Genomic DNA, 23,970 nt, shown 5'->3' on the forward strand with positions numbered 1-23,970 from the left:
CCTTCCCCAACCAGACCACCAAATGGATCCGCACCCAACAACGCACCTGGACCCAGCTCCACCCCCACCAACAACACCTGCTGGGCACCCTCGGCATCCACAGCCCCACACCCCTATACCGCTACAACAACCACCCAACGAAACTGACCAACCAGCCAACAGAACTGACCAACACCAACAAGACCAACTCAAAGCAGAAAACCCGCAGTTCACAAGCCCGCCCAGTCGCAGCCCGCAAGCAACGCCAAGCACCTCGCCAGCACACACCCCACCGCCCAACCCAACCAGCCAACTGATCAGCCCAGCTCAACGCCCCGGATACCGATCAAAAAGAACGAACCACGACAGCCGCCGTCATCTACAACCGGCTCCACGGCGACCTCAAGGTCCCGTTCACGTACCGCGTGCCCGGCCGCGACGACCAGGAGGCCAAGGTCGAGGGGTGGCCGGCCGCGCTCGCCGCCTTCCCACTTGGGCAATGGATCGCCGACGCCCGCCGCGTCTACGCCCGTGGGGACATGGATAAGAACCGCGTCCAGCAGCTGGAGAAGCTGGGCATGGTCTGGTCGCACTTCGACGTCGCGTGGGAAGAGGGCCTGGCCGCCGCGCGCGGGTGGGCCGAGGAGAACGGGCATCTGCTGGCGCCGCTGGACGCCACCTACCAGGGGTACCGGGTGGGCATCTGGCTGAAGAACGCGCGGGCCGCCGCCCGGAAGGCCGCCGAGATCGAGCAGCGGCGCGCCGAGGGACTGCCAGTGGAGTCGGCGGCCGGCGCGCTGTCACAGGAGCGGCGCGAGCAGCTCGAGGACATCGACCCCTCGTGGTGCCCGGCCTGGCCGGTGGAGTGGCAGCGCGCCTTCCACCTCGTGCGGCTGCACCTGGAGGCCGGCGGCACCCTGCCCATGGAGCCGGGCACCGTCATGCACCAGGGCGAGGACCTGGGGCGCTGGGTGCGCTCGGTCCGGCTGGGCTGGGACAAGCTCACAGGCGTGCAGCAGTGGATGTGCGAAAACATCCTCCGGATCGAGCCCGCAGCACAGGACGAGAAGCCCCGACCGCGCCGCACGCAGGCCGACAAATGGGCCATGAACTACGCCGCCGCCAAACAGTACTACGAACGCGAGGGGCACCTGCGGGTACCCAGAAAGCACATCGAACGGGTCGACGGCGAGAACCAGGAGAAGCGGGAGCTGAGGCTGGGCGCCTGGATCAGCAACCAGCGGAGCAGGGCCGCGACACTGACGCCCGAGCGGATCGCGCAGCTCTCCCGTATCGGCATGCGATGGGCATAAATCGGCCCCGTCCGCGAACCGCGGGCCGCACAGGGAGCCTGTGCGGCCCGCGGCCGTATGCGGCGGCGCCCCAGGTCCCGGGTCGGTGGCGGATCGCCCGGCCGGGTGGGTGCGTCGACGCAAGGGTGGGCCAGTGACGACAGCCGTGGTGCCCGTGGCGCGACGGCCATCGCCCACCGGCCGGTGAACATGCTCAGGAGGGCCCGGAATCCCCTTCGGCGTCAGGCAGCAGTGCGGTGACCTTCAGGATGTGCACGGCCTGGTTCTCGCCGAGGTAGGCCTTCAGAATGCGGGTGAAGGCGGAATCGCCGAGTTTCGCGCGCTGAGCACGCAGGGCGTTGATGTTGCGGGTTGCGTTCTTCGATCCGATCTGCTCGTTGATGCGCAGCGCGTACGCCATGGCGTAGACGGCCTCATCATGGATTCCCTGCTCCGCCCGCAGGTTCCCGAGTTCGGCGTAGTCGAGGGCGATCCCCTGCTGGTCTCCGAGTTCCTTGTCCATGGAAAGGCAGCGGCGATAACATTGCTCCGCGAGATCGTAGTCGCCTTGGCGCTGGGCGATCTTTCCCAGGTGGAAGGTACTGTTGCAGATTCCTGCCTGGTTTCCCAGACGTGTCTTGATGGCGATGGACGAACGCAGGCTTGACTCGGCCCGCTCATAGTCACCGCGTTTTTCGTACATGCATCCCAGTTGGTGGTGGACGATGGCGGCTTCTGTCTCGCGGTGCGTCTGCTCGTAGAGGCCCAGTGCCATCCGGTACCGGGTCTCGGCTTCGTCGAAGTGCTTGGTCATGAAAGCGATGCTGCCCAGGTCCTCATGGCACATGGCGACAGCCCGCACATCGCCCGCCGCTTCGCAGATCGGCAGTGCCCTCTCGAGACACATCCGGGCAGTGCCGTAGTGGCCCGCTTTCTGCAGGTCGATGGCAAGGAGCACGTAGGTGCTGCCGAGCGGGCTGGGGTGGGAGTGCATGCGACGGAACGCGAGATACGAGGTGGCACGGTCGAGGGCCAACGCGGCTTCCTCCGGGGGCAGATGACCCACGAGGGCAGCGTTGAAGTCCTCTTCTCCCAGTTCGAGGTACTGGATGGCCAACCAGTCGATGTCCTTGCGGTCCCTGAAGGGGTGTTCCATCCAGTGCAGCCACGCGTCCGCGGTGCAGGTAATTCCGTCAGCGGCGCGGCCGAGAACTGTACGGACGGCGCCCAGTTGGCGGTTCGCACTTGCCAGGAATTGTTGCTCGCCCAGAACCGTGTACATGGCCCGGGCGCGGGTGAAACAGGTCTCTGCCCAGGTGAGGTCGCACCGTTCCCGCGCGGTGCCGCCGAGTTCGAGGTGGCATTCGGCGATGTCGCGGGTGCTTCCGATGTCCTCGAATATTTCCAGTGCGGCCCTGAGGTGGAGGTCGGCCGACTCGTAGTCGAAGAGCGCGGCCGCGATTCTGGAGAGCAGCAGCCTGCCTTGCCCTGTCCTGACTCGGTCGTTCAGCCTGGTGAATCCCGACAACGCATTGAGGACACACTGTTCCGCCTTCGCGTAGTCCTGGGAGAGGAAAGCGAGCGAGGCGATCTGGTGATGGCTTGCGGCGATGCCCTCCAGGTCGTCCGTTTCCTCGGAGACGGCCAGAACCTCAAGGTACTGCCGCTCGGCCAGAGCGTGATCCCCCCTACGCATGGCGATCCCGGCAAGCTGGTGCATCGTGAGGGACATCGAATGCCGGTCGCCGAGACGTTCCTTGATGGAAAGTGACTCCCGGTACAGCCGTTCGGCTTCCTGTAGATCGTCCCGGTTGTCGGCGATCAGGCCGAGCTGATGGAGCACCACCGCGACATCGTGGTCCGCGCCGAGAGCGCGGAAGGCGGCGAGAGCCGTACGGTACAGCGTCTGCGCCTGGGCAGTGTCCCCCCGGCTCAGCCTCACGTCGGCGAGATCTCCGACGATGGTGGCCCGGGTCTTGGAGCCCTGGGGGGCCAGCGCCAGCGACTGGCGGATGAGCTGCTCCTGCCAGGACCACTGGCCAGCGGCGTTGAGTTCGTGACAGACGCGCCTGGTGCACTCGATGGCACCCTCCACGTCACCCGCCGCCAGCCAGTGGTACCGGGCCTCGATCACCTGCTGGATGTACTCCGTCGGCTCCGATACGGCACGACTGCGACGGGCCCAGTATTCCGCGGCTCTCTCGTGCAGCGTGCGTAACCGCTCCTGGCCGGCCAGTGCGGCCAGTGTCCCGGCGGTCCAGCGGTGCACCGAGTATCCCGGGCCGTCAGGCGCTACGAGCCCGAGGCGCAGCAGGGCGGCGAGCGCGCCTGCCATGCCTTCCGGGACGGGCGGATATTCCTCGGCCCCGGGCGCGGCGGCCAGGACCGAGGCGAGCCCGTCGGTGTCCACGGGCAACCGGTACACCGACGCACCGAGCAACAGGTCCTTTCCCACAGGAACGGCGTCCACTCGCTCGATCAACTGCGGAAGCAGTACGTCCTCGGCGATCAGTGCCCCTGTCTCGGCCAGCAGTTCGCCGAGGCTGTCGCCGGGGGGCCGTCTGCCGGCGGTGGCGGCACGCAGCCGAGCGGTCACGTCGTCGAACCGTCCGTGACCGTCACGCAGCAGGGCGTCGAGGTACTCCAGGGAACGCGGATGACCGCCGAGCCGGTTCCACACCTCCCGCTTCTGCTGAGACGTGAGCACGTCCACCCCGGGCAGCCGCCATATCAGCTTCCGCGTCTCCTGCCAGGAGAGCGGACCGAGATGGTGGGCGTCCACACCGAGAACGTCGAAGGGGTGCCTGCTGGTGACGATCAGAGCGTGGTCCCTCGCCCAGGCCGCGAGGAACTCCGCGAGTTCGCGGTCGGCGGGGAGGTGCTGCGCGTCCAGGTTGTCCTCGGCGTTGTCGACGACAAGGAGGAGGGGGCGTGCACCGGAGTCCCGGAGGGCCTCCAGCCTTTCCACCCAGTGCAGAGTGGGCTCGGCCAGCGTCATGACGGCCTGCCGCAGCGGGTGTGTGCCGGGCGACTCCTCGCAGCCGCAGCACAGCGCCAGTCGCCGACGCAGGCGGTCGAGGATCGCGTCGACGCCCGTCTCGCCGCTGATCGCCACCACCAGGCCGCCGGCGGCCTCGAAGCGCCGGGCCAGTTCGGTGGCCAGGCTGGTCTTCCCGACCCCACCGATGCCGTGCAGCATGATCCGGGGCACGGTCCTTGACAGTTGGCGGAGCACGGGCCTGCGGCCGACGAAATCCCCGGGCCGCCGCGCGACAGCGTCCTGGACGGTCACGGACATGCTCGAGGCCACGGCACCCGATGCGGACACCGAGACGGACGTGGTCGTCGAGTCCGGGGAAGCGACCGTCGAAGCCACAGGTCGCCGGGGTGCTTCGTCGTCCGGGGCCGCGAGCCGGAACTCCGGATCCGCGAGGAGGAGTACGGGGGTCGCCCACTCCGGCAGGAGCCGTGGCACGCGTTCGATGTCGCGCCTCGCCTCACAGAACACGGTGAGCAGATCCGCTTCCGGGCGACGGGCAAGACCTTCGTACAGGCGTGTGCACAGTTCGGTGGCGTACTCGTCGCTGACCGGCCCGTTCATCGCCAGTACCGCAGGGGCTCCGTGCTCCAGCAGGCTTCTGGCCGTGCCTGCCTGCTCGCCGTGGTCATCGCGGGCGGTCGAGCAGCCCGCCAGCACGATCAGGGGAACGATGTGACCGGGTGGCAGCACCTCGGCGAGAAGGCGGACGCCGCTGACGGGATCTTCCGCTCCGTCCTCGGTTTCCAGCAGCAGGGCACCGGGGCGGGCATGGCAGGAGACGTGGAGGATGTCCACCGGTTCTTCGGCGAGTGCCGTCCTCATCGCCGCGACACCGCCCCATTCCAGGAGGCGCACCCGCCCACCGTGGTGGTGGCTGGGCTCGACCGCGTCCAGGATCCGCCCGAGCTCTCTTTCGTAGTCGAGCAGTTGACCGCTACTGTCGTCGGGGCTGGCGAAGACCGCCAGGATACGGGGCGGGCCGCCACGCAAGGACGCACCGGCCCTGGTGCCAGGTGCGGATCGGTACACGTCGACCCGTTCGTCCAGGACCAACGGGGTCTGCTGCCCGGGGACGACGAGGGTCTCCCACGGGAGTTCGGCCAACTCCGCGTCAGCCACACGGATACCGAGACGGTGACGGCCGGGTCCGACCAGTTCCTCGGCCAAAGCCTCGCCCACGGGACCGGTCAGGAAACAGCGTCCCAGTGCCGTGCCCACTTCACGCAGCAGTTCCGGCGTCGGCTTCCTGCGCAGGCGCCAGACCGCGTCGGCCGTTCGCTGATCCACCGTTCCAGCGATCTGGGTGACCTGCTGCCCCCGGAACAGTCCCGCGACCTGTGAGTGCCCGATCACCAACTGCATCGTTTCGCCCCCTTCACTGACATGATGGTGGCTGCGCCGGGCCAGGGCACGGGTGAGAGGGGCAGGGAAGGAACATGTCCGGGGAAGCGGGGGGAACCGGGGAGGCGGGCGGCGTGCAGCCGCCGCAGGCCGCGACGGAGACGAACGTGGTCCGCCTCAACGAATCCGGTGACATCGAGTTTTACGACGGGGAACGCTGGGTGCCCTACACCGACCTGCCCGAGGAGGACCCCGGCCCGTTGGGGATCGTGTTCCGCGAGGACGGGCAGTGAGCGACGAACAGCCGACCGCGTCGCAGCCGGACCCTGCGACACTGGACGCCCTGCCCTCGCCCCTGGCCTCGGTCGACGGAAGCCGGGCAACGGCGCGGTGGATCATCGCCTCGACCGGGGCGGTGGGCGCGCTGTTGCTGGGCGGCGGTCCCCTCCTGGCCGTCGGCAGGATCGCGGACTGGGAGCACGGCCTTTGGGCAGGCGCCGGACTGCTGCTGGCCCTCTCCGGCGTCGCCTGGGCGCTGTGGCGGACCAGTGATGTCCTCGTACCGGCCGTGATGACCCCGGCCCAACTGGACAGCCCGGCACTGCGCGGTCTGCGCGAGCAGTTCGATGCCGCGCCCTGGTACTACTTCGGTTCGGTGGCCACCAGCCTCGACGACCTGCTGCGGCACCGCCAGATCGCGGCCAACATCGCCGCCCTGCTCCGGTCGGCCGAGCCCGGAGACCGCGACGCCCTTCGACGCAGCCTGTCGACGGCCCATCGCAACGTCGTCAAGACCGACCCCTACCTGCGCTGGGTGCTCGCCACGGCCCACGCGTGGCAGGTACGGGAGACCCTGCACAGGGCCCGTCGTCACACCTTCCTGGGGGGCGTGCTCGTCATCGCGGGGGCCGTCACGTTCCTCAGCGCGACAGCCGTACGGCACTGACGTGGTGGTCCGGGTTCAGGCGGGTGAGGGGCACCGGTTGGCAGCCGTCACGGGATGTCCCCGTTCCAGTCGAAGCGGCGTGGGTCGCCGGGGCGCGGGGCGTACATCGCCCGGCCGCCGGCGCCGAATTGCCCCAGCTCGGCCGGCGCGGGCCGCCCGTTCCCGCCGCACGGCGCTGACCTGTTCCTCGGTGGCCTGGTCGGCCAGGTCCGCGGAACCCAGGTAACGGCCGGTGGTGGCGTGGTAGACCTCGACGCGGTGGTCGTGGTGGGGCATGAAGCGGATGCGGACCTGGACCCCGGCCTGGTCGGTCATCCACGGCCCCTACGTAGTCGCATTTCCTGAAGCGGATGCCGCGGGTGGTCAGCGTGCGGGTGCCTGCGTCCTCCAGGGTGAACGTCCACAGATCCGCCGCGGGCACGTCCCGCAGCGGGGTGGGATCGTCCTGCCACGCCTCAAGCGGAGTCTTGCCCCGCAAGGGCGCGGGGCGGTGCTCGGTGTTCCACCACGAAGTCCAATCCAGCAGCCGGGCGGTGAAGTCCTCGAAGCCGAGCAGCACCTCGTCCCCCGGGCGGGAAGCCCGTCTGCCGGGGCGCGGCTGGCGGGCATAGCCGGGCAGCGCGGCCAGGAACATGCCCTCCACCGCCCGATTGAGGCCCTCCACAGTGCCCTTGAGGTGAGGGGTATAGGCGGGCAGGTCCTCCACCGTCACATCCAGGAGATCGAACGCGGCAGTCACCGTCCGGGACAGGAAGTCCTTGCCGCGGTCCACCCGTACCTTCTCCGGCAGACCGCCGAACGGACCGTAAGGGTCCTCACGCAGGACCGCGGAGCGCAGCGCGGCCAGCACCGACTCCCGCGAAGGAATCCCCGGCGTGACCGCCACGCCGGTGATCGCGTTCGTCGCACAGTCGGTGAACCACGTGATCCACGGCCTGCGGGCCCTGCCGTGGCATCGACCAGCACCGGCGCTTGCATGTGGCCGGTCTCCCACACCTGACTGCGCCAGCCCCGCGGCCGGGCAAGGAAACATCATGCCTGCGCGCCGCCCGCTCCCCACCCGCAAGCCCAGCCCGCTCCCCCGGCGTCAGATCACGACGGATCGCCCGATGCAGCGTCGGAATCGACGGAGGCGGCGCCTTCCCTCGCCCCGAGCCGCGCGAGCCGTCAGCTCACGATGCACCGCCGCGACATTGCCCTTCCACAAGGCCAGCAGCCGGCGCACCTCCGGGGTGACGGAGAAGCGGTCTTTGCTCTGGGCCCGCACCCCGGGCTCCGCCGCCGCGGACTCGTCACGCTCGGCAGCGGCAAGCCACCGCCACACCGTGCGCTCGGTCACTTCCAACCACCCCGCCATCAGCCGTACATGCCGGGTGGTCAGTTTCTGGTCCTCTCGCAGGGCGAGCAGCCGGCGCACGGCAGGGCCGCGCAGCGCCGACAGGGAGGAAGAAGGCAGACCTCCCCGCGCGTGCGGACCGTCCTCGTGGCCGCCAGCCTCTCCCGGCCTGGAGGCGCCGGTCACGTTGGCCCCATGAGTCGTGCGCAGGCCCGCCCCAGCAACCGGCGGTCCACCACCGCACGGCTCTTGCCATAGGTCTCCGCGGGTCAGGTGCGAGGTCAGCTCCGCCCAGGTCCGGAAATTGCCGTGCCCCACATGCTCGTCCACCCACGCGACATCAGCCTCGGTCACGTCCTCCCACAGCGGGTGGAAGGCAGCCATCACGGTGGCCACCTCGCCCGGGCGAAGACGCGGCACCAACTCCCAGGTCAGCACGCGAGAGGCCAGCGCAGGCACCCGGCGCAGCGCCCGTTCGCAGCCCGCGCCCGCCAGCACGAGTGCCGTGTCCGTGTCCGGGTGGTCCCACAACCCGCACAGGAACTCCAGCACCGGCCCCGGAAGGCGCTGAGCCTCCTCCAGACCAGCACGCGAGGCTGTCACAGCGCGTTCACCAGCATCACGTCGGCCTCCCCCGCCCCACGCGGCAGACGCCTGCCCAGCTCCAGGGCGTCCGCAAGCGCCCGGCGCAGTTCGGGCACCGTCGGGTGCACACCGACATGCACCCGACGGACCCTGGCCGGGTGCGGCAGCTGGGACAAGACGTACTGCAACGCGACGGTCCTGCCCTGGCCGGCGTCGCGTACAAACACACCACCGCCCCCACCGCGGCCGCGCGCGCGACCGTCCGCAGCACCGACCGAACGGCAGGTGTGTGCACCACCTGGGCACCCGGCACCAGGACCGGGACCTGCGCCAGATGCTTCTGCTCCCCCAGAAACACCTGCCCACCGACACCTTTCTCGGCCACCACGTTCAGGCCCAGCTCGCCGAGGGGATCCGGCCGGCGCGACCCGGCCACCCCGGGCTCCCGCCCGGTCAGCAAAGCCCGCCCCGCCCGACGGCCCCTGCGAATCACCCGGTGCAACGTCAACGCCGACGGCACCGACGCCCCGCCAGCCGCGGCCAGCCAGCGTCTCAGCTCAGCGACATTCCCTCCGACCTCGCCCAGCAGCGCCCACACCTCGACCGACACCGCATACCCCTGCCGGGCCCCGACCTCCATCCGCCCGGCCGTCTTGGCCTGCTCCAGCCAGCGCCACACCGTGCGCTCGGAGACACCCACCGTCTCAGCGACCGCACGCACATGCCGCGTCGACAACTCCCCCGCCTGCTGCCGCTCCAGCAAACGACGCACCACCAACCCCCAGGGCAGCACAGCACCCCGGCCGGCCCTTTACCTCTTGATCCACCCCACGATCACACCGGCCGGGCCAACCTCAGCGCATAAGCTCTCCCGAACCTGAGACAACATCAGCTTCCATGCGACAAAGCCCCACGACAACGATCCCACCCATCAATCTCTCACCTCATGACAGCGACCCACCCACCCATAAACAGCCGCTGACCAGCCCCGGAACACCCCACCCCAGAACACCACCACCGACTCTCACCACCACCGACACAAAACCAAGACATCGCAGCTCCGCGATGCCCAGCGGCACGGCGAGCGCCCGGTGCAGCGGCATCACCCACTCGCGCATCAGCTCGCGGCGCTTGCGGGTGAGGATCCCGTACGCCAGGCCGCCGACGGCCGCGACGGAGGCCGCGCCGATCGCGCCCGTCTGGAGGGCATGGAGCGTGCCCTCCTTGTCCGGAGCGGCACCGGACCTCGACGCCGCCGTGCCTGTGGACCACTGGGTCCTGCTCTCCACCGACCAAGCCCCTGCCGACTGGGGCGAACCCGTCGACTACCCCAGGAACATGCGCCACAGCCTGCGCGCCTTCCTTCCCACCGCCGTCGTGGGCCGGTATCACGGCAAAGGGCAGACCCTGCTCAACGGAGACTTCACCATCAGCCACCGGAGCCTTCTCGCCGGCGCCCTTGACCGCATCGAGCGCCTGCAACCGACTCGTCGCTGATAAGGCAGGACGCCCCGGGCTGTCGCACACCAGCCGAACCCGACATCACCCAATCAAGTTCAGCAGCTTCAGTGGCCGGAACTGTCCTCCAGCCGCCGTGACCCCTGTGAGCCGGTAATAGGTTTTCCCTACGGACGCCGTATCTGACGCGTCGCATCGCAAGGACGGAGCAGGAGAGCAGTGCCGGATAAGCACGTTGTCATCGTGACCGGCGGAGGTACGGGCATCGGGGAGGCCACCGCTCGGCTGATGTGCGGACAAGGCCACCATGTGGTCGTGTCCGGCCGACGGGCCGAGCCTTTGCGGCGCGTCGAACAGGAGACCGGGGCACTGGCGTATCCGTCCGATGTCGCTGACCCGGATGCGGCCAGCGGCCTCGTCCGGGCAACCCTGGCCGCGTACGGACGTCTCGACGGGCTGGTACTCAACGCGGGCATCGGGCGCGGCGGGAGTGTGGGGGACATGTCGCTGGAGGACTGGGACGAGGTGATGCGCACCAATCTCACCGGTCCGCTGCTGCTTCTGCGCGCAGCCATCCCGCACTTGCTGGAGACCAGGGGGGCGGTGGTGGCGGTCGCTTCGGTGTCGGCGCTGCGGAACGGAACGAGCAACGCCCCGTACGCCACGTCCAAGGCAGCTCTGCTCCAGCTATGCCGTTCCGTCGCTGTCGATTATGGGCGTCGAGGGCTTCGCGCCAACATTGTGTGCCCGAGCTGGGTGCGCAGTGAGATGGCCGACAGGCGCATGGCCCGCTTCGCCGAGGAGATGAGTATGCGAGGTGGCCTCGAGGCCGCCTATGCGGAGGCGACCATGCCGCTGCCCATGGGCCGGCCAGGCGAGCCGCGTGAGATCGCGGAGGCGATCAGCTGGCTGCTGTCTCCGGCGGCTTCCTATGTCAATGGTGCGGTGCTCACGGTCGACGGTGGGGCGACCGCCCTTGATCCCGGAACGCTCGCCTTCGACTTTCAGCTCGCGCCACGCCGCGACGGGCGCTCCGACGAGCTGCGCTGAGGGTCCGGGTCTTGGTATGGAAGCGCGTCGGCCTCCCACAGGGCCTGGGCGGTGTCCTGGTGCACCCAGATCCAGGAGCCTCCCCCGCCGGCCGCGCCCAGGAAGCTGACACGGAAGGTGAGGCGCTGCCACCCGGCCCGGTACGACGAACCCGCGAAGCGCTGTACGGGCCTGTGTCTTTGGAACACGCCGTCTGGGGGTCGGTTTTGCAGCCCCAGGGGCAGACTGACGGAGTACTTGCCGCGAGTACTCACGTAATTACGATCGCCCAGCACTGCGACTGCACGAGGCGCTCGAGGGAACGGGCGTTGAGGGGATCGTGGCGAAGCCGCTGAAGTTCGACAACGCCGTCAGCGAGGCGGCATAGCTGCCGACCATCCGGAACCTGCCCGGCGCATGCGTGGAAGGCATCACGGCATGACGTGGTCCTTGCCCGAGCCGATACTGACCGCGGCCGTGGAAAGCCCTGCCCTGCCCGCCGGATGGGCCGCGGAGCCCAAGTTATGGACAGGGTTTGAGATTGTCCGTTGTCCGCGACGAAAACGGGGTCGGGCCCCTCAACATGAGGGACCCGATCCGATACATGCGTTCAGCTCTGGCACGCGCACGCCGACGCGGTCTTGGCTTGCGACACAGTGAGGCTGGGGTCTCTGACGCGTCGACGCCGCAGCAGCAGGGACGACCGCCGGCCGTCACTCGGTGTGCAGGACGCGGGCGATGGTCTGCCGGGCCGCCGCACGCGCCGGCAGCAGCGCACCCAGTGCGGCGATCGCCACCCCGGCCAGCACCAGCAACGTCATCAACCCTGGGTGCCACACGTCCAGCATCCGGGAAGGGAAGGTGAGTTGGGCCGCGTGCTCGGTGATCGGGATCACCACGTGGTACGCGGCGACTCCGAGCGGCAGGCCCAGGATCCCGCCGACGAGCCCGAGTCCGGCCATGGACACCACCATCATCACCGTGACCTGGCGTGGCGTCATGCCGATGGACTTGAGCATCCCGAGGTCGCGCTGGCGTTCCCGTGCGTTGAGTACGACGGTGTTGAACACGCCCATCGCTGCGACCAGCGTCAGCATCAGGGTCAGTGCGGAGGCGGAGCTGATGACGGTCACGGCGTCCGCGTTCAGCATTGTGTTTTTGGAAGGGTAGAGCCCCGGGTCGGCGGCTTGTACGGCCTTCGTGTAGGTGTTGAAGTCGGCATCGCGGGTGAGGTGCACCCAGTACTGGTTGGCCTGCGCGTCGGGTGCCAGAGCGGTCACCGTCGACCAGTCCGCGCGCATCCAGTCCTCCGGGCCGGCCAGGATCTCCCCGACCAGGGTCACGCGCTCCTGGTGGCCGTCCGCCGCGGTCAGGGTGAAAGAGTCGCCGAGCCGTAGCCCCTGTTTGGCGAGGAATCTGCCGGAGGCCACCACTTCGCCGGGTCTGCTCATCCAGCGGCCCCGCGCCAGGCTGTCCGGGAGCGTCGACCGTCCCCCGCGCACGCCCTCGATCGCCACTCCTTCGCTCCGGCCGAGGATCCGTACGTTGATGAAGCCCACTGCGGCCACGTCGGCGACATCCGGCAGAGAGCCCAGGAGTTTCTGCGTTGCGGCGTCGTTGTGACGCGGGGCGGTCTGATCGAACTTGGTCTGTCCTCGCCAGACGGTCGACTGTGCCTTGCCGTAGTCCTGTTCCGCGTGGCCGTAGGAGACCATGGTGGCCGACAGGCCGGTGGCGAAGGTCACCGTGGCCACGCCGAGCAGGACCGAGGCGATGGTGAGCAGCGCCCGTCCGGGCCGGGCGAAGGGCAGGCCCAGGCCCAGAGTCATCGAGCGTGGCAGCCGCACCCCGCTCAACCACCGCTGCACCGCCGGTCCCCGTCCGGCGTGCGGTGCGCTGCCCGCGCTGATGGCGCGTGCCGCGGAGAGCCGGTGGGCGCGCAGGGCCGGGATCAGCGCGGCCAGCAGTACCGTCAGGGGCATGCCGAGTGCGGCGGTCGCGTACGCCCAGGAGCTGATCGTCGGGTGCACGGTCGCGGTGCCGAGGTTCGCGCCCTGGAAGACCTGGTGCAGCAGCGGCGGCGCGACCACCCCGCCCAGGGCCGTGCCGGCCAGCGAGCCCGCCGTGGCGGGGACGCAGACCATCACCAGGTAGACGGCGACGACCTGTCGGGGCGTGAAGCCCAGGGACTTGAGCACACCGATGTGTCTGAAACCGGAGACGACGGCGCCGCTCACCACGTTGCCCACGATCAGGACGGCCACCAGCAGGCCGAGGATCCCGAAGGCCATGAGGAACGGCACGTAGCCGTTGGGGTTGGCCGCGACCTGCGCCTTCAAGGTCAGGTACGACTGATGCGCGACCAGCGATCCGGACGGCAGGCCGGCGCTGACCGCCGAGGTGTCCGCACTGATCTGACGGGCTGTCGCGGCCCGGTCGAACCGGTAGAGCATCTGGTACGTCGTGGGGTGCAGGGCCGGGATCTGCTGCGGGGAGACCCATGCCTGCGCGGTGCCGCTCACGCTGGAGGCGAGGCCCACCACGGTCAGGGGCCGCTGCCCGGGCAGTTGGATCCTCTTGCCGATCGGCGAATGCGGCCCGTGGCCCATCCCGGGCGCGTCCGGCAACGCCAGCACGATCTGGCCCGGACCGGTGGCCCAGTGCCCGGCGAACAGGTCCAGTCGGTCGACGTCGCCACCGGGGTCCGCCCGCCCGACGACTGTCAGGGGGCCGGGCGCCATTCCGGGCATCTGGGACGCCGCGCTTTCCGGCATGTCGATCACGGCTTGCGAAAACGGCCCGGCCGAGGCCCGCACGCCCGGACGTTCCGCAGTCCGCTCCAGTTCCGTGCCGGAGACCTTCGCCGCGTCGAAGGTGGCGACGACGTGCGCGCCGTGCACCTGACCGAATAGCCGGTCGAAGGGGCCCGACGCGACGTCGAGCAGGCCGAGGGCGACCACCAGGGCCGTACTGGAAACGAGGACCACTGCCGCGATCACGGAAGTCTGCAACCGGCGCCGACGCACGGCCGCGCGGGAGGCCCTCCACACCGCGCTCACGCCGACCGCTCCAAGGCCCGCTCGCCGGTGATCTGGCCGTCCGCCATCATCACCAGGCGGCCGGCACAGCGGGTGGCCAGTGTCTGGTCGTGCGTTACCAACAGCAAAGTCTGGCCCAGTTCGTTGAGGTCGATGAGAAGATCCATCACCTGTTCGCCCGCGTGGCTATCCAGCGCGCCGGTCGGCTCGTCCGCCAGCAGCAGCGCGGGCCGGTTCATCAGCGCGCGGGCCACCGCCGCGCGCTGCCGCTCGCCGCCACTGAGCGCGGCGGGGTAGACGTTCCTGCGGTCGGCGATGCCGAGTTCGTCCAGCAGTTCCAGCGCCCGGCGCCGGGCCTGACGGGTGGGCGTTCCGGTGAGCTGTGCGGCCAGGGCGACGTTGTCGATCGTGGGCAGGTCGTCGATGAGGTTGAAGAACTGGAAGATCATGCCGATCCGGCGGCGCCGGAAGAGCGCCAGCCCGGTCTCGTTCATCGCGCCCAGGTCCTCGCCGTGCACGTGCACCCGGCCGGCGCTCGGCCGGTCAAGGCCGGCGATCATGTTGAGCAGTGTGGACTTGCCGCAGCCGGACGGTCCCATCACCGCGACCGCCTCCCCGGCGCCGATCTTCAGCGACACCCCGTTCAGGGCGACGGTGTCGCCGTACTCCTTGCGCAGGCCGCTCACCCGGACGATGTCCTGCTCGTGCACGGCGGCCGGGCCGGCCTCCGCAGTCGTGCCGCTGATGTCTTCGGTGGTCATGACAGGGACGGTAGGCGGCATGGGCAGCCCCGAGCGTCAGCCCCCGGAGGTATCCCGCGGCGGCGGTCATCCTGGCGATGTACGGGGTGGACCCGCAGAGGGACGCCCGCTCGTCGGCCGGCTGGCACGATGGACGACGTGTGGAGATCGGAGACGGGCTGGCTGCTCATCGCCCTCACGACCGTGAGCCTGGCGGTGACCGGGGGCACCGCCCTGCTGCTGGCGCGCGCCCGCCGCCGCTACCGCAAGGTCCTGGAGGACCGCCGCTGGCTGCTGGAGCGCGAGCGGGAGGCTGCCGCCCGCACGGCGGTGGCAGCCGAACGTGCTCGCATCGCACGGGAGTTGCACGACATCGTCAGCCACAAGGTCAGCCTGATGGTCGTACAGGCGACCGCAGCCCGCGAGGTGCTCACCGCCCTGCCGGACGCGGCGGAGACCGCGCTGCAGGCCGTGGAGGGTGCCGGACGCGACGCGATGACCGAACTGCGCCACCTGCTGGGCCTGCTGGCGCCGTCGCCGGACGGCGACGACGACCGGATTGAGCGCGAGGGCGAAGGAGACCTCTCCGGACTCGCACCCCAGCCGAGCCTGAGTCAACTGGGCACCCTGGTCGACCGGATCGCCTTCGCCGGCCTCCCGGTCGAGGTGGGCATCTCCGGGCAACCGCGCCCGTTGCCGCCCGGCATCGACGTCACCGCCTACCGGATCGTGCAGGAGGCGCTGACCAACGCACTCAAGTACGGCGACGGCGGCACGGCGACCGTGACGGTGCGCTATGCGGACCACTGTCTGCGGGTCGAGGTGCTCAACAGCGGGCCGAGCGTGCTGTTCGCAGGCCCCGCGAGCACGGGAGCCCGATCCGGTGGCCACCAGCGCCGGAACGACGGAGCGGGACACGGCCTGATCGGTCTGCGCGAGCGCGTCGCCCTCTACGGAGGCCACTTCGACGCTAGACGCCGCGTCGGTGGCGGCTACCGTGTCCGCGCCCGCATCCCCCTGGAGCGCCCGTGACCCAGCCCCCCGCCGACCGCATCCACCAGGCCCCGAACCGGATCCCGAACGCCCAGGAGCCGAGCCCGAGCAGGGAAACCGTCGCCCCGCGCGTCCTCATCGCCGACGACGAGGAACTCATCCGAACCGGCTTCCGCCTCATCCTCACCTCGCGCGGCATCGAGGTCATCGGCGAGGCCGCAGATGGCGTAGAAGCCATCGCAGAGGCCGAACGTCTACGCCCGGACGTCCTCCTGATGGACATCCGCATGCCCAAACTGGACGGCCTGGAAGCCGCCAAGCGCGTCCTGCGGCTACTCCCGCACTGCCGGGTCCTCATGCTCACCACGTTCGACCTCGACCGCTACGTCTACGCGGCGCTCGCCGCCGGGGCGAGCGGCTTCCTACTCAAGGACGTCACCGCCGCCCATCTCGCCGCGGCGGTGCGGCTGGTCAACACGGGCGACGCGCTGCTCGCCCCCTCGATCACCCGCCGTCTGGTCGAACGCTACGCGACCACCCACGAGGCCGGCCGAGCCGAGGCGGCTCACCGCCCCGCCACTGCGGCGACCGTGGACCGCACACCCCCGCTGCACCGCGACCTCGCTGCGCTAACACCCCGCGAACGCGAGGTGCTGGTGCTCATGGGCCGGGGCCTGTCGAACACCGAACTCGCCGACACCCTCACCCTCAGCGAGGCCACCGTGAAGACCCACGTCGCCCGGATCTTCGCCAAGCTTGCCCTCCGCGACCGCGCCCAAGCCGTCATCCTCGCCTACGAGACGGGCCTGGTCACCCCCGGCAGCTCCACCGCCGAATGACACCCCTTCCCCAGTAGGCAGCATCGACGCCCGCCAATCCTCTTCTCACACCAATCTGCTCCAGCAACAGAACAGAGTCGAGAAAGAACGCCGGCCAGGTCCGCGCCCTGGCGGGACGGGACCATGACGAGTCCGAAGCGCGCGAAGAGGATGATGCGGAAGCCGTCCGCCTTCTGCTGCGCGATCCATTCCCGCGGCAGTGCCTCACCCGGGGGTACCTGTCGCCGAGCTTCGACGGACATCGGCTCGATCGGAGGAGTCAGGGCACATCTACCTGGTGCGGCCGCCCCCGTGCGCTGAGCGGACCGAATAGGTGCAGTTCAGGGCTGTGGTGTACGCCGCGTTCCGCGCCGCCCACCTGCCCCGGAACGCGCGTCTCGGCATCTCCTTCGCATTGAAGCCATACAGCCCCACGCTGCGCCACAGCTGGTACGACCGCGGCGGTAGCCACTTCACCTCCCGCCGCGGGCCCGTGTGCGACCTCTCGGCCGGCACCTGGCGCACTACATCCCTGCCCGCCGCACGTCCCCATGGCGACCAGACGGCAGCAGCGCGCTGGCGGATCGGGTTCGCCCGTACGAGGTCCTGCCCGATCGCCCACAAGTAGAACTGGTTGACCGTGGAGACCTCCCGGTCCCAGCTCGTGTCTTCCAGCCGAGGCCCATGCTCGTCGCGACGGCGCCACCACTCGTACGCCGCCCGATCGTCCACTGTCGCGTACCGCCAGTCGCGCTCTCCCCGCGAGAACCACAAGAAGTCTAAGTAGGTCCGCAGGTCCCGGGCGTGCGCCGCCTGCGTGTTCCAGGGAGAGGACACCAGCCACACCGAATGTAGCGGTTCAATGCCACGTCGTACCCGCCCGCCGGACTGATCAGGAACGGTTGGCCCTCGGGCACACCCAAGTCGTCCAGTTGCTGACCGAGACCTATGAACAGGGCACTGAACTCCCTCATGAACGAGGTCGCTTCACACGGCCGCGCCTGGTCTCGGCAAGTGAAGTGCACCCGCCATCCGGTGGTCGACATGACCGGGCGGCGGCCCTCGCGCAACTGCCGGCGGACACCGGCCTGGACGGCGTCATGTGACCTGTACGGGTGTCTCAGCCCCACAGTGTCTCAGGTGGCGCACCTCCGTAGACGACACACGTTCGTCGCCGATGGGTCGGGGAGCCGAAGAAGGAAATAGGGCCGCGCGGCCGTCGGCGCGGCACAGATAACCTGCGCGGATGGAGCGGATTCAGCGGGCCACTGGCGCGGTCGTCGGCTCAGCGGTGGGTGACGCCCTGGGCGGTCCTTTCGAGTTCGGCCCCCAGGGAGCATTCTCCGCACGGTTTCCCGCGCCCGGTGCCGGTGACGAGATGTGCGGAGGCGGCGGCTGGGACCCCGGCGAGGCCACTGACGACACACAGATGGCCGTCCTGGTCGCGGAGTCGCTGCTGGAGCGGGGCGGACTGGATCTGCCGGACATCTTCGCCCGCTTCCAGCGGTGGGCAGCATCACAACCGAAGGACATCGGCTTGCAGACCGAAGACGTCCTGACCAACGGCATGCCCTGGGACCTCGCCGCCGCGATCCATTTCCAGGTCAACCAGCGAGCAGCAGGAAACGGCGCCTTGATGCGGGCATCGACCTCCGCGGTCCACTTCGCTGCCGCCGGCCAGGAAGCCACGATGGACGCGGCCCGCCGGATCGCTGCCCTCACCCACGGTGACCGCGCGGCCTGGGAAGGCACCGCGATCTTTCACGAACTCATCCGCGTCACGTTTGAGGACACCGAACCCCTCACCGCGCTCCCGGACATCCTGGCTCATGTCCACCCCGACCACCGCGGCCGTTACGTCACCGTCCTCGCGCCCGGCTGGCATCCCGATCAGGCGACCGAGTTCAACGGTGCCGTCTGGCCCTGCCTGGGCTCCGCTGTCTGGGCCCTGCGTACCACCACCAGCTTCGAAGACGCGATACGCGCGGCGATCGACCTCGGCGGTGACACGGACACGGTCGCCGCGGTGACCGGAGGCCTCGCGGGGGCGTACTACGGGATGGATGCAATCCCCGCCCGCTGGACCCAGCCGCTCCATGTTCCCCTCCCAGGATTCGACGGACGGGTGCTGCACCTGGCAGATCTGCTCCAACTTGCACGCCATCTCCAAGGCTGAATCGGCTCCTGCTGCGCGATGGCACCCTTCACGAATTCCAACGTCCGGTGACCGGCCGACGGGTGACGGGCTGTCGGTGAGACACATTCGGTAGCTCACATAAACGGCGAGCTGGTCGTATGGGACGCCGCGGGCCGGCTCGCCTTCGAGCGGCTGCAGAACCGGCTTCAGCGGCGCGGCGCCGGGGCGGCCCGGGCGGCGGGCGAGTGGCCGGCACACTACGTGGTCTTCGACCTGGTCCACGCGGGCGCAGGCCTGACCGGCTGGCCGTACGGGCGGCGGCGCACGGCGCTTGAGGCGCTGTTCGCCGACCACGGCCTGCAGGCGCCCCTGACACTGTGCCCGTCAACCACCGACCCGAAGGTGGCGAAAGGGTGGCTGGAGTGGACGGCGGCGGGGGTGGAAGGGCTGTGCTTCAAACGGATTGATGAGCCGCACCGACCGCAGCGGTCGTGGCGGAAGTACAAGGTGCGCGAGACGACCGAGGCGCTCGTCGGCGCGGTCACCGGCTCCCTCGCAGCGCCGCGGACGGTGCTGCCGGGCCGCTACGACGCCGCACGGCACCGCCGCCTGCAGTACACCGGCCGCAGCACCATGCTGTCACAGGCCGCCAGCCGCGCCCTGGCCGACCTGCTGGCCCCACCGACAGGCGCGCACCGTGGGAGGGATGGACGTTCTCGGCAGGCTGGGGAACACAACCCACGCTCGATGTGCACCTAATCCAGCCCGAGGTGGTGATGGAGGTGGCCATCGACGTCGCCCGGGACAGCGCCGGGCGGTGGCGCCACCCGGCCCGTCCGCACCGCATCCGCACGGACGTCGACGTAGCGCAGGTACCGCTGTTCGGCGAGTGAGCCACGCCGAACGGCACTCTACGCCGCAGTCGGCGCAGCACGACACGCTCAGGTTGAAGACCAGGCCTTCAGCCAGCCTCTTCCTCGATCCAGCCGGCCGGTACGAGTGCTTGATCGGTGTCATAGCGCCAACGCTGGGTTACATATGGGCTGAAGTCCGGGTGGTCCAGATCGGCGTGTTCCATGACGATGACCTGGAACCGGCCTTCCAGCAGACGCAGCGTGCTGGAGGCAGTCGTCGGAGGTCGGCGAGGTGCTGACACCGCAGCCGCAGCCTCTGGTCGTCGGATCGGACGGATTCATTCCCGAGCATTGCGTCCTGCACCCACAGCAGGTGGTCACCTACCCGTTCGCCGGCCTCCTGCCCGAGAACCTGCGCGCCCGGACCGATGCCTGGGACGAAGCCCAGGAGGAGGACGCCGGGCAATCGACGGACGAGAACGCCGCCGAGCCGATCGGCTACCAGTACGACCTGTCCATCCCGCCCGGCCGGCGCGTCGGCGGCTTCGCCTCCTGGCACACCACTGACCCCTGCCGCATGGACTGTCAGACCAGCAGGACACCGATGCGCCTCCTGCTGACCATCGACAGCTCCGAGTGGGACGGCGGCAGCGACAGCTGGAAGCCACCGGAGGACCGAGACCTGCCCACCCACCGGTGCGCCACCCCCACCGACCCCACCGTGGGCCGGTTCGGCGAACTCAACGTCTCCGCCTGCCCCACCGACCCCGACCATCCGCACCGCTGGAGCATCCAGTAGCTCGAGAGCTCCGGCAGCGCGACACCCGCGCAACAGGGCAGCATGACAAACACTCAGAGTCACTGCGGGTGACCTGCGACAGCGAACGTCGATGGTTTGCCACTGGCAGAGAGCTGTGGTCAGTGGCCGCCGCTCGGGGGCTCGCAGCCAGTGCCGTCGGGGTAGCCGCCGAAGGCATCCGCCTTGGTGACGTCACGGCTCATCGTGCCCTCCACACACCAGGGGGAGGCGCCGATGTCGATCAGGAAGCCGACCCCGGCGGACCCGTCCTGGTACGCCTGCACCTTCCCGGCGGAGTAGCCGAGGCCAGTGAGCGCGCTGCGGACGCTGTCCGGGGCAAAGTCGCCGCGCTGGCGCAGCGGTTCAAGCGCACTCTTGACACGTCCGACGGCGGTGAGTCCGTCGCAGCGGCTCTGACCGTGCAGCGGGATGGGAACTCTGAAGCCGTGGTTTTCGGCGTAGTGGTCGCTCGGCGGCACGGTTGAGCCGGAGGTAGCGGCGGCCGTGGGCGCCGCCGGCTTGGGGCTCTCGCCGCGGCAGGGGAAGTCCGCTGGTGTACTCGGCGTCGACATACCGGTCGGCGTCGGATGCGAACCCCGGTACACGCCGGCAGTATCCCCTGCCCGCTGCGTTCCACACCCAGCCGTCAGCAGGACCATCACCGTCAACGGCAGCATCCCGAGCCGGGCTCTCGTCTTCCTCAGCGTCGTCATCCCCCAATCCTTCCCCACAGCTCCGTGGCCGTCATGAGTCCTTCTACTCATCAGGCCACAACACCCCGGCCAGCCTTCCGTGGCACACCATCACGCTTCGGTGTCACAGGTCAGCGGGCCTGCGGCGGCGCTGACTCCACCAGGCCGCTCGATCTGGACGGCGGCGTCCCACCGCGCCTTGCGCAGCTCTTCGCCCAGCAGTTGAGCTGCCCGCGCTTCGATGCGGTGGACACCACCCTTGCAGGCGGCGCAGCCGTCGCATTCGGTGGCCGGCCCCTCGCAGTCCTCGGGGCAGTCGTAGCGCAGGGCGGCGTGCTTCAGCACGATTGAGCAGAGCTTGGCGGTGGCCCGGACCGCGGGGTCGGCGCAGCAGCCGGAGCGGGCGAGGAAGGCATGGGAGAGCCAGGCCTCGAGGGCCTGGTAGGGCCAGGATCCGGCGCATACGCGCCTCGTCGGAGGTCCCACCGGGAGCGCCGAACCCGAACCGGCAGCGGACGCAGATCACCAGGCCCGTGGTGGAAGCCGCCTGCTCCCGGACCTGCGCGCCTACCTCCGGCTGCCACTCGCCGGCGGCCTGGTCGGCCAAGGCCTCCCCGGTGGCCTGGCGCGGGGTACGGATCGTGCCCTTGCGGCAGCGCTGCACCATCCGCTGCGACACGCCCAGACGAGCCGCCAGAGCCCGCTTGCCGACCTTCACCTTCTCCACCAGGAACCGCACCTGCTCTGCCGGCGACGTCGGCACCCGCTCGGTCAACACGTTGCGCTCCGCGCGCTCCAAGCCGTCCTGGACCGGGCCGCGCTGCACTATCTGCTCCATGGCTTCATCAGCCATATGCGCAGACTGGAGCCAGTGCCCTGTGGACAGAGACCGACAGCGAGGCGGGTGTTGCAGCATCGGCTCCTGCACGCAGTTGCTGCACGCAGCGGACGCGGGCCGGCGAGCGTACTGCACTCGGATCAGGAGCAGCGCCGCGTGCAGCAGAGCGCGGCGGCGCCTGTGCTGCCGCAAGTCGAACGGTCACGAAGAAGCGTTCTGCTTCCCAACCACCCACACTCACACGTCGCGGCGCCTCACGACGAGAATGGCGAGTGCGACCGTGATCAGCGGCCAGAGCGTATACACGAGCCAGGAGCCGGGGACCGTGGCGGTGTAGCCCAGGGACCCGGGATCCGGCTGCCAGGTTTGGACCAGGCGATTCCAGGCGGCCGGCACCAGCGCGTGTTTGATGTCCGCCGACCATCGGTTGCTCTCCGAGAACATGGTGGGCAGCATCAGCAGGGTGAAGACGCTGGTGACCATGGTCCCGGCGGCATGCCGGAGCAGAACGCCGAGGCCCAGACCGACCAGGGCACAGACCGGAGCCAGCAATGCGGATGCCACCAATGCCCGGAACACCCCGGGGCGGGTGATTGGAACGCCGGCATGATGCCCGGCCAGGATGGCCTGGGAGACCAGGAAGGAACCGGTGGAGACGGCCGTGCCGACTGCGGTCCACAGCGCGGCGGTGACGGCCGCCTTGGCCAGCACGACCGAGCCGCGGGCCGGGACAGCCACGGTGGTGGTACGGATCAGCCCGCTGCTGTACTCGCTCACGACTGTGAGGGCGCCCATGCTGCTGGCGACGAGCATCAGCGTCCAGTAGCCGGCCGCCGGGTAAGCGTCGAAGGGCAGAAAATCAGCGGGGCCGGAGCCCGCGGACTTGTCCGCCAGCGTGGCCACGGCGGTGAAGCCGAGCACGAACAGGGCGGTGAGTCCGATCGTCCACGGGGTGGAGCGCACGGACCGCATCTTGATCCACTCGGAGGCGAGCAGGTCGCCGAAGCGGGCGGGCGGTACGGCGACGGGGGTGGTCGGGGAGACGGAGGCAAGTGTGGTCATCGGGGCTGTCCTGCCAGGTATTCGACGCTGTCGGCGGTCAGTTCCATGAAGGCCGCCTCCAGCGAGGCGGTGCGAGTGGTCAGTTCGTCCAGCCGGATGCGGTTCTCGAAGGCGAGCGCTCCGATCCGGTCCGCGGCAAGTCCGGTCACGGCGAGCTTCTCGGCACCGGCCGAGCCCTCCGGCTCGACCGAGGCGCCCGCCGCCGTCAGTACGGCTGCCAGCTCGGCGGCCTGTGGTGTCCCCACCACAACGCTGCTACGGGTGCTGCGGGCCGCGAAGTCCCGTACCGACTCGGCGGCGATGAGGCGGCCCCGGCCGATGACGACGAGCTGGTCGGCGGTGTTCTCCATCTCCGACATAAGATGGCTGGAGAGGAAGACCGTGCGCCCCTCGGCGGCCAGGCGCCGGAAGAGCCGGCGTACCCAGAGCACGCCCTCAGGGTCCATGCCATTGATCGGCTCGTCGAACATGAGCACGGGCGGGTCGCCGAGCAGGGCGGTGGCGATGCCGAGGCGCTGCTTCATACCGAGGGAGAATCCGCCGATGCGGCGGTTCGCCACCTCGGCCAGCCCCACCTCCTGAAGCACCTCGTCCACCCGGCGCCGCGGGATGCCGTTGCTGCGGGCCAGAGCAAACAGGTGAGCCGCGGCGCTGCGTCCGCCGTGAACCTGGTCGGCGTCGAGGAGGGCGCCGACGTGCCGCAGTCCCCGCGGGTGGCGGTGGAAGGGGACGCCGCTGACGGTGGCGGCGCCGGTGGTGGGCGCGTCCAGGCCGAGGATCATCCGCAGGGTGGTGGACTTGCCAGCGCCGTTGGGGCCGAGAAATCCGGTGACCTGGCCCGGCCGCACGGTGAAGGACAGATGGTCGACGGCCGTCTTGCTGCCGTAGCGTTTGGTGAGTTCGCTGATTTCGATCACGGCACCACACTGCCGAGTGGGCCCCCGTCCGGACATGGGGCCATGGGCTGCAATCGTGCGGCCGCATTGGCCCGTG

The 23,970-nt window shown here is 69.6% G+C and carries 24 protein-coding genes and 3 pseudogenes; 14 read left to right on the forward strand and 13 right to left on the reverse strand.

Translation table 11 applies throughout. From position 1 onward, the window contains the following. The coding region (locus tag ASC56_RS42555; RefSeq protein WP_234377221.1) for a hypothetical protein at positions 1–296 on the forward strand (296 nt) is incomplete at its 5' end. Between the two features lie 45 nt (positions 297–341). Further along, positions 342–1,292: pseudogene (locus ASC56_RS35265) on the forward strand (helicase associated domain-containing protein); the annotation flags it as partial. 193 nt (positions 1,293–1,485) lie between these two features. On the opposite strand, the gene ASC56_RS43365 reads toward ASC56_RS35265, so the two are convergent. After that, positions 1,486–2,265, reverse strand: coding sequence for a tetratricopeptide repeat protein (locus ASC56_RS43365; protein WP_371330480.1), 780 nt, complete (start codon positions 2,263–2,265; stop codon positions 1,486–1,488). On the opposite strand from ASC56_RS43365, the gene ASC56_RS43370 reads away from it, so the two are divergent. After that, positions 2,264–2,332, forward strand: a complete 69-nt coding sequence (locus ASC56_RS43370) for a hypothetical protein (RefSeq protein WP_371330482.1) — start codon at positions 2,264–2,266, stop codon at positions 2,330–2,332. The genes ASC56_RS43365 and ASC56_RS43370 overlap by 2 nt on opposite strands. 692 nt (positions 2,333–3,024) lie before the next feature. Here the strand turns inward: ASC56_RS43370 and ASC56_RS43375 are convergent. Further along, positions 3,025–5,673, reverse strand: a pseudogene (locus ASC56_RS43375) (CHAT domain-containing protein); the annotation flags it as partial. Between the two features lie 74 nt (positions 5,674–5,747). Here ASC56_RS43375 and ASC56_RS35275 point away from each other — a divergent pair. After that, positions 5,748–5,945 carry a hypothetical protein gene (locus ASC56_RS35275; protein ID WP_055495697.1) on the forward strand — a complete coding sequence of 66 codons (198 nt, stop codon included), beginning with the start codon at positions 5,748–5,750 and terminating at the stop codon, positions 5,943–5,945. Next, a complete protein-coding gene (locus tag ASC56_RS35280; protein ID WP_055495698.1) occupies positions 5,942–6,598 on the forward strand; it encodes a hypothetical protein in 657 nt (218 codons plus the stop codon). The genes ASC56_RS35275 and ASC56_RS35280 overlap by 4 nt, the downstream gene beginning before the upstream one ends. Positions 6,599–6,613: 15 nt before the next feature. Here ASC56_RS35280 and ASC56_RS42560 read toward each other — a convergent pair whose 3' ends face one another. The 4 genes from ASC56_RS42560 to ASC56_RS40925 form a co-directional block, all read right to left on the reverse strand. After that, positions 6,614–6,913: a hypothetical protein gene (locus ASC56_RS42560; protein ID WP_234377222.1), complete on the reverse strand. Its 300-nt coding sequence runs from the start codon at positions 6,911–6,913 to the stop codon at positions 6,614–6,616. 772 nt (positions 6,914–7,685) lie between these two features. Continuing rightward, on the reverse strand, positions 7,686–8,486 hold the full coding sequence (locus tag ASC56_RS42565) for a hypothetical protein (RefSeq protein ID WP_055495699.1): 801 nt from the start codon (positions 8,484–8,486) through the stop codon (positions 7,686–7,688). Between the two features lie 47 nt (positions 8,487–8,533). Further along, a complete protein-coding gene (locus ASC56_RS40920) occupies positions 8,534–8,707 on the reverse strand; it encodes a hypothetical protein (protein WP_159039798.1) in 174 nt (57 codons plus the stop codon). A 756-nt stretch (positions 8,708–9,463) separates the two neighbouring features. Then, positions 9,464–9,808, reverse strand: a complete 345-nt coding sequence (locus ASC56_RS40925) for a hypothetical protein (protein ID WP_159039799.1) — start codon at positions 9,806–9,808, stop codon at positions 9,464–9,466. A gap of 49 nt (positions 9,809–9,857) precedes the next feature. On the opposite strand from ASC56_RS40925, the gene ASC56_RS40930 reads away from it, so the two are divergent. Beyond that, on the forward strand, positions 9,858–10,016 hold the full coding sequence (locus ASC56_RS40930) for a hypothetical protein (protein ID WP_159039800.1): 159 nt from the start codon (positions 9,858–9,860) through the stop codon (positions 10,014–10,016). 180 nt (positions 10,017–10,196) lie between these two features. Beyond that, the gene (locus tag ASC56_RS35305) at positions 10,197–11,027 is read left to right on the forward strand and encodes an SDR family NAD(P)-dependent oxidoreductase (protein WP_055495702.1); all 831 of its coding nucleotides are present in this window, start codon (positions 10,197–10,199) and stop codon (positions 11,025–11,027) included. Between the two features lie 692 nt (positions 11,028–11,719). On the opposite strand, the gene ASC56_RS35310 is transcribed toward ASC56_RS35305, so the two are convergent. Both ASC56_RS35310 and ASC56_RS35315 read right to left on the reverse strand, forming a co-directional pair. Beyond that, positions 11,720–14,065 carry an FtsX-like permease family protein gene (locus ASC56_RS35310; protein WP_055495703.1) on the reverse strand — a complete coding sequence of 782 codons (2,346 nt, stop codon included), beginning with the start codon at positions 14,063–14,065 and terminating at the stop codon, positions 11,720–11,722. Further along, a complete protein-coding gene (locus ASC56_RS35315; protein WP_079102936.1) occupies positions 14,062–14,805 on the reverse strand; it encodes an ABC transporter ATP-binding protein in 744 nt (247 codons plus the stop codon). The genes ASC56_RS35310 and ASC56_RS35315 overlap by 4 nt, the downstream gene beginning before the upstream one ends. Positions 14,806–14,934: 129 nt before the next feature. On the opposite strand from ASC56_RS35315, the gene ASC56_RS35320 reads away from it, so the two are divergent. From ASC56_RS35320 to ASC56_RS42570, 3 genes are all read left to right on the forward strand, one after another. Further along, positions 14,935–15,816 (forward strand): sensor histidine kinase, encoded by an 882-nt coding sequence (locus tag ASC56_RS35320; protein ID WP_079102937.1) that lies wholly within the window; start codon positions 14,935–14,937, stop codon positions 15,814–15,816. Between the two features lie 41 nt (positions 15,817–15,857). Continuing rightward, complete coding sequence (locus ASC56_RS35325) at positions 15,858–16,616, forward strand: response regulator transcription factor (protein WP_055495728.1); 759 nt, start codon at positions 15,858–15,860, stop codon at positions 16,614–16,616. Between the two features lie 313 nt (positions 16,617–16,929). Continuing rightward, positions 16,930–17,223, forward strand: a complete 294-nt coding sequence (locus ASC56_RS42570; protein ID WP_234377223.1) for a hypothetical protein — start codon at positions 16,930–16,932, stop codon at positions 17,221–17,223. A 41-nt stretch (positions 17,224–17,264) separates the two neighbouring features. Here ASC56_RS42570 and ASC56_RS43380 read toward each other — a convergent pair. Then, positions 17,265–17,441, reverse strand: a pseudogene (locus ASC56_RS43380) (integrase); the annotation flags it as partial. A 400-nt stretch (positions 17,442–17,841) separates the two neighbouring features. On the opposite strand from ASC56_RS43380, the gene ASC56_RS35335 reads away from it, so the two are divergent. From ASC56_RS35335 to ASC56_RS35350, 4 genes are all read left to right on the forward strand, one after another. After that, on the forward strand, positions 17,842–18,771 hold the full coding sequence (locus tag ASC56_RS35335; RefSeq protein WP_055495705.1) for an ADP-ribosylglycohydrolase family protein: 930 nt from the start codon (positions 17,842–17,844) through the stop codon (positions 18,769–18,771). Between the two features lie 153 nt (positions 18,772–18,924). Continuing rightward, the gene (locus ASC56_RS42575) at positions 18,925–19,491 is read left to right on the forward strand and encodes a hypothetical protein (RefSeq protein ID WP_371330483.1); all 567 of its coding nucleotides are present in this window, start codon (positions 18,925–18,927) and stop codon (positions 19,489–19,491) included. Further along, positions 19,482–19,625 carry an ATP-dependent DNA ligase gene (locus ASC56_RS42580; RefSeq protein WP_159039803.1) on the forward strand — a complete coding sequence of 48 codons (144 nt, stop codon included), beginning with the start codon at positions 19,482–19,484 and terminating at the stop codon, positions 19,623–19,625. Before ASC56_RS42575 ends, ASC56_RS42580 begins: the two co-directional genes overlap by 10 nt. A gap of 253 nt (positions 19,626–19,878) precedes the next feature. After that, entirely contained in the window at positions 19,879–20,385 is a 507-nt protein-coding gene (locus ASC56_RS35350; protein ID WP_371330474.1) for a hypothetical protein, read from the forward strand. Positions 20,386–20,504: 119 nt separating this feature from the next. Here ASC56_RS35350 and ASC56_RS35355 read toward each other — a convergent pair whose 3' ends face one another. The 4 genes from ASC56_RS35355 to ASC56_RS35370 all read right to left on the reverse strand — a co-directional run bounded on the left by ASC56_RS35355 (position 20,505) and on the right by ASC56_RS35370 (position 23,894). Continuing rightward, entirely contained in the window at positions 20,505–20,957 is a 453-nt protein-coding gene (locus ASC56_RS35355) for a hypothetical protein (RefSeq protein WP_234377224.1), read from the reverse strand. Positions 20,958–21,188: 231 nt separating this feature from the next. After that, positions 21,189–21,563, reverse strand: coding sequence for a hypothetical protein (locus ASC56_RS35360; protein WP_055495708.1), 375 nt, complete (start codon positions 21,561–21,563; stop codon positions 21,189–21,191). Positions 21,564–22,152: 589 nt separating this feature from the next. Then, on the reverse strand, positions 22,153–22,977 hold the full coding sequence (locus ASC56_RS35365; protein WP_055495709.1) for an ABC transporter permease: 825 nt from the start codon (positions 22,975–22,977) through the stop codon (positions 22,153–22,155). Continuing rightward, on the reverse strand, positions 22,974–23,894 hold the full coding sequence (locus ASC56_RS35370) for an ABC transporter ATP-binding protein (protein WP_199836159.1): 921 nt from the start codon (positions 23,892–23,894) through the stop codon (positions 22,974–22,976). The genes ASC56_RS35365 and ASC56_RS35370 overlap by 4 nt, the downstream gene beginning before the upstream one ends. Positions 23,895–23,970: the final 76 nt, after the last annotated feature.

Origin of the sequence: Streptomyces sp. TP-A0356 (assembly GCF_001417775.1) — a bacterium.
Taxonomy (GTDB): Bacteria; Actinomycetota; Actinomycetes; order Streptomycetales; family Streptomycetaceae; genus Streptomyces.

What these genes read in the sequence shown, in the direction of transcription:
- ASC56_RS43365 (WP_371330480.1), bottom strand. Translation starts at nt 2,265, where the DNA reads ATGCACTCCCACCCCAGCCCGCTCGGCAGCACCTACGTGCTCCTTGCC.
- ASC56_RS35275 (WP_055495697.1), top strand. Translation starts at nt 5,748, where the DNA reads ATGTCCGGGGAAGCGGGGGGAACCGGGGAGGCGGGCGGCGTGCAGCCG.
- ASC56_RS42560 (WP_234377222.1), bottom strand. Translation starts at nt 6,913, where the DNA reads ATGACCGACCAGGCCGGGGTCCAGGTCCGCATCCGCTTCATGCCCCAC.
- ASC56_RS40930 (WP_159039800.1), top strand. Translation starts at nt 9,858, where the DNA reads ATGCGCCACAGCCTGCGCGCCTTCCTTCCCACCGCCGTCGTGGGCCGG.
- ASC56_RS35315 (WP_079102936.1), bottom strand. Translation starts at nt 14,805, where the DNA reads ATGACCACCGAAGACATCAGCGGCACGACTGCGGAGGCCGGCCCGGCC.
- ASC56_RS35320 (WP_079102937.1), top strand. Translation starts at nt 14,935, where the DNA reads ATGGACGACGTGTGGAGATCGGAGACGGGCTGGCTGCTCATCGCCCTC.
- ASC56_RS35335 (WP_055495705.1), top strand. Translation starts at nt 17,842, where the DNA reads ATGGAGCGGATTCAGCGGGCCACTGGCGCGGTCGTCGGCTCAGCGGTG.
- ASC56_RS35355 (WP_234377224.1), bottom strand. Translation starts at nt 20,957, where the DNA reads ATGTCGACGCCGAGTACACCAGCGGACTTCCCCTGCCGCGGCGAGAGC.
- ASC56_RS35365 (WP_055495709.1), bottom strand. Translation starts at nt 22,977, where the DNA reads ATGACCACACTTGCCTCCGTCTCCCCGACCACCCCCGTCGCCGTACCG.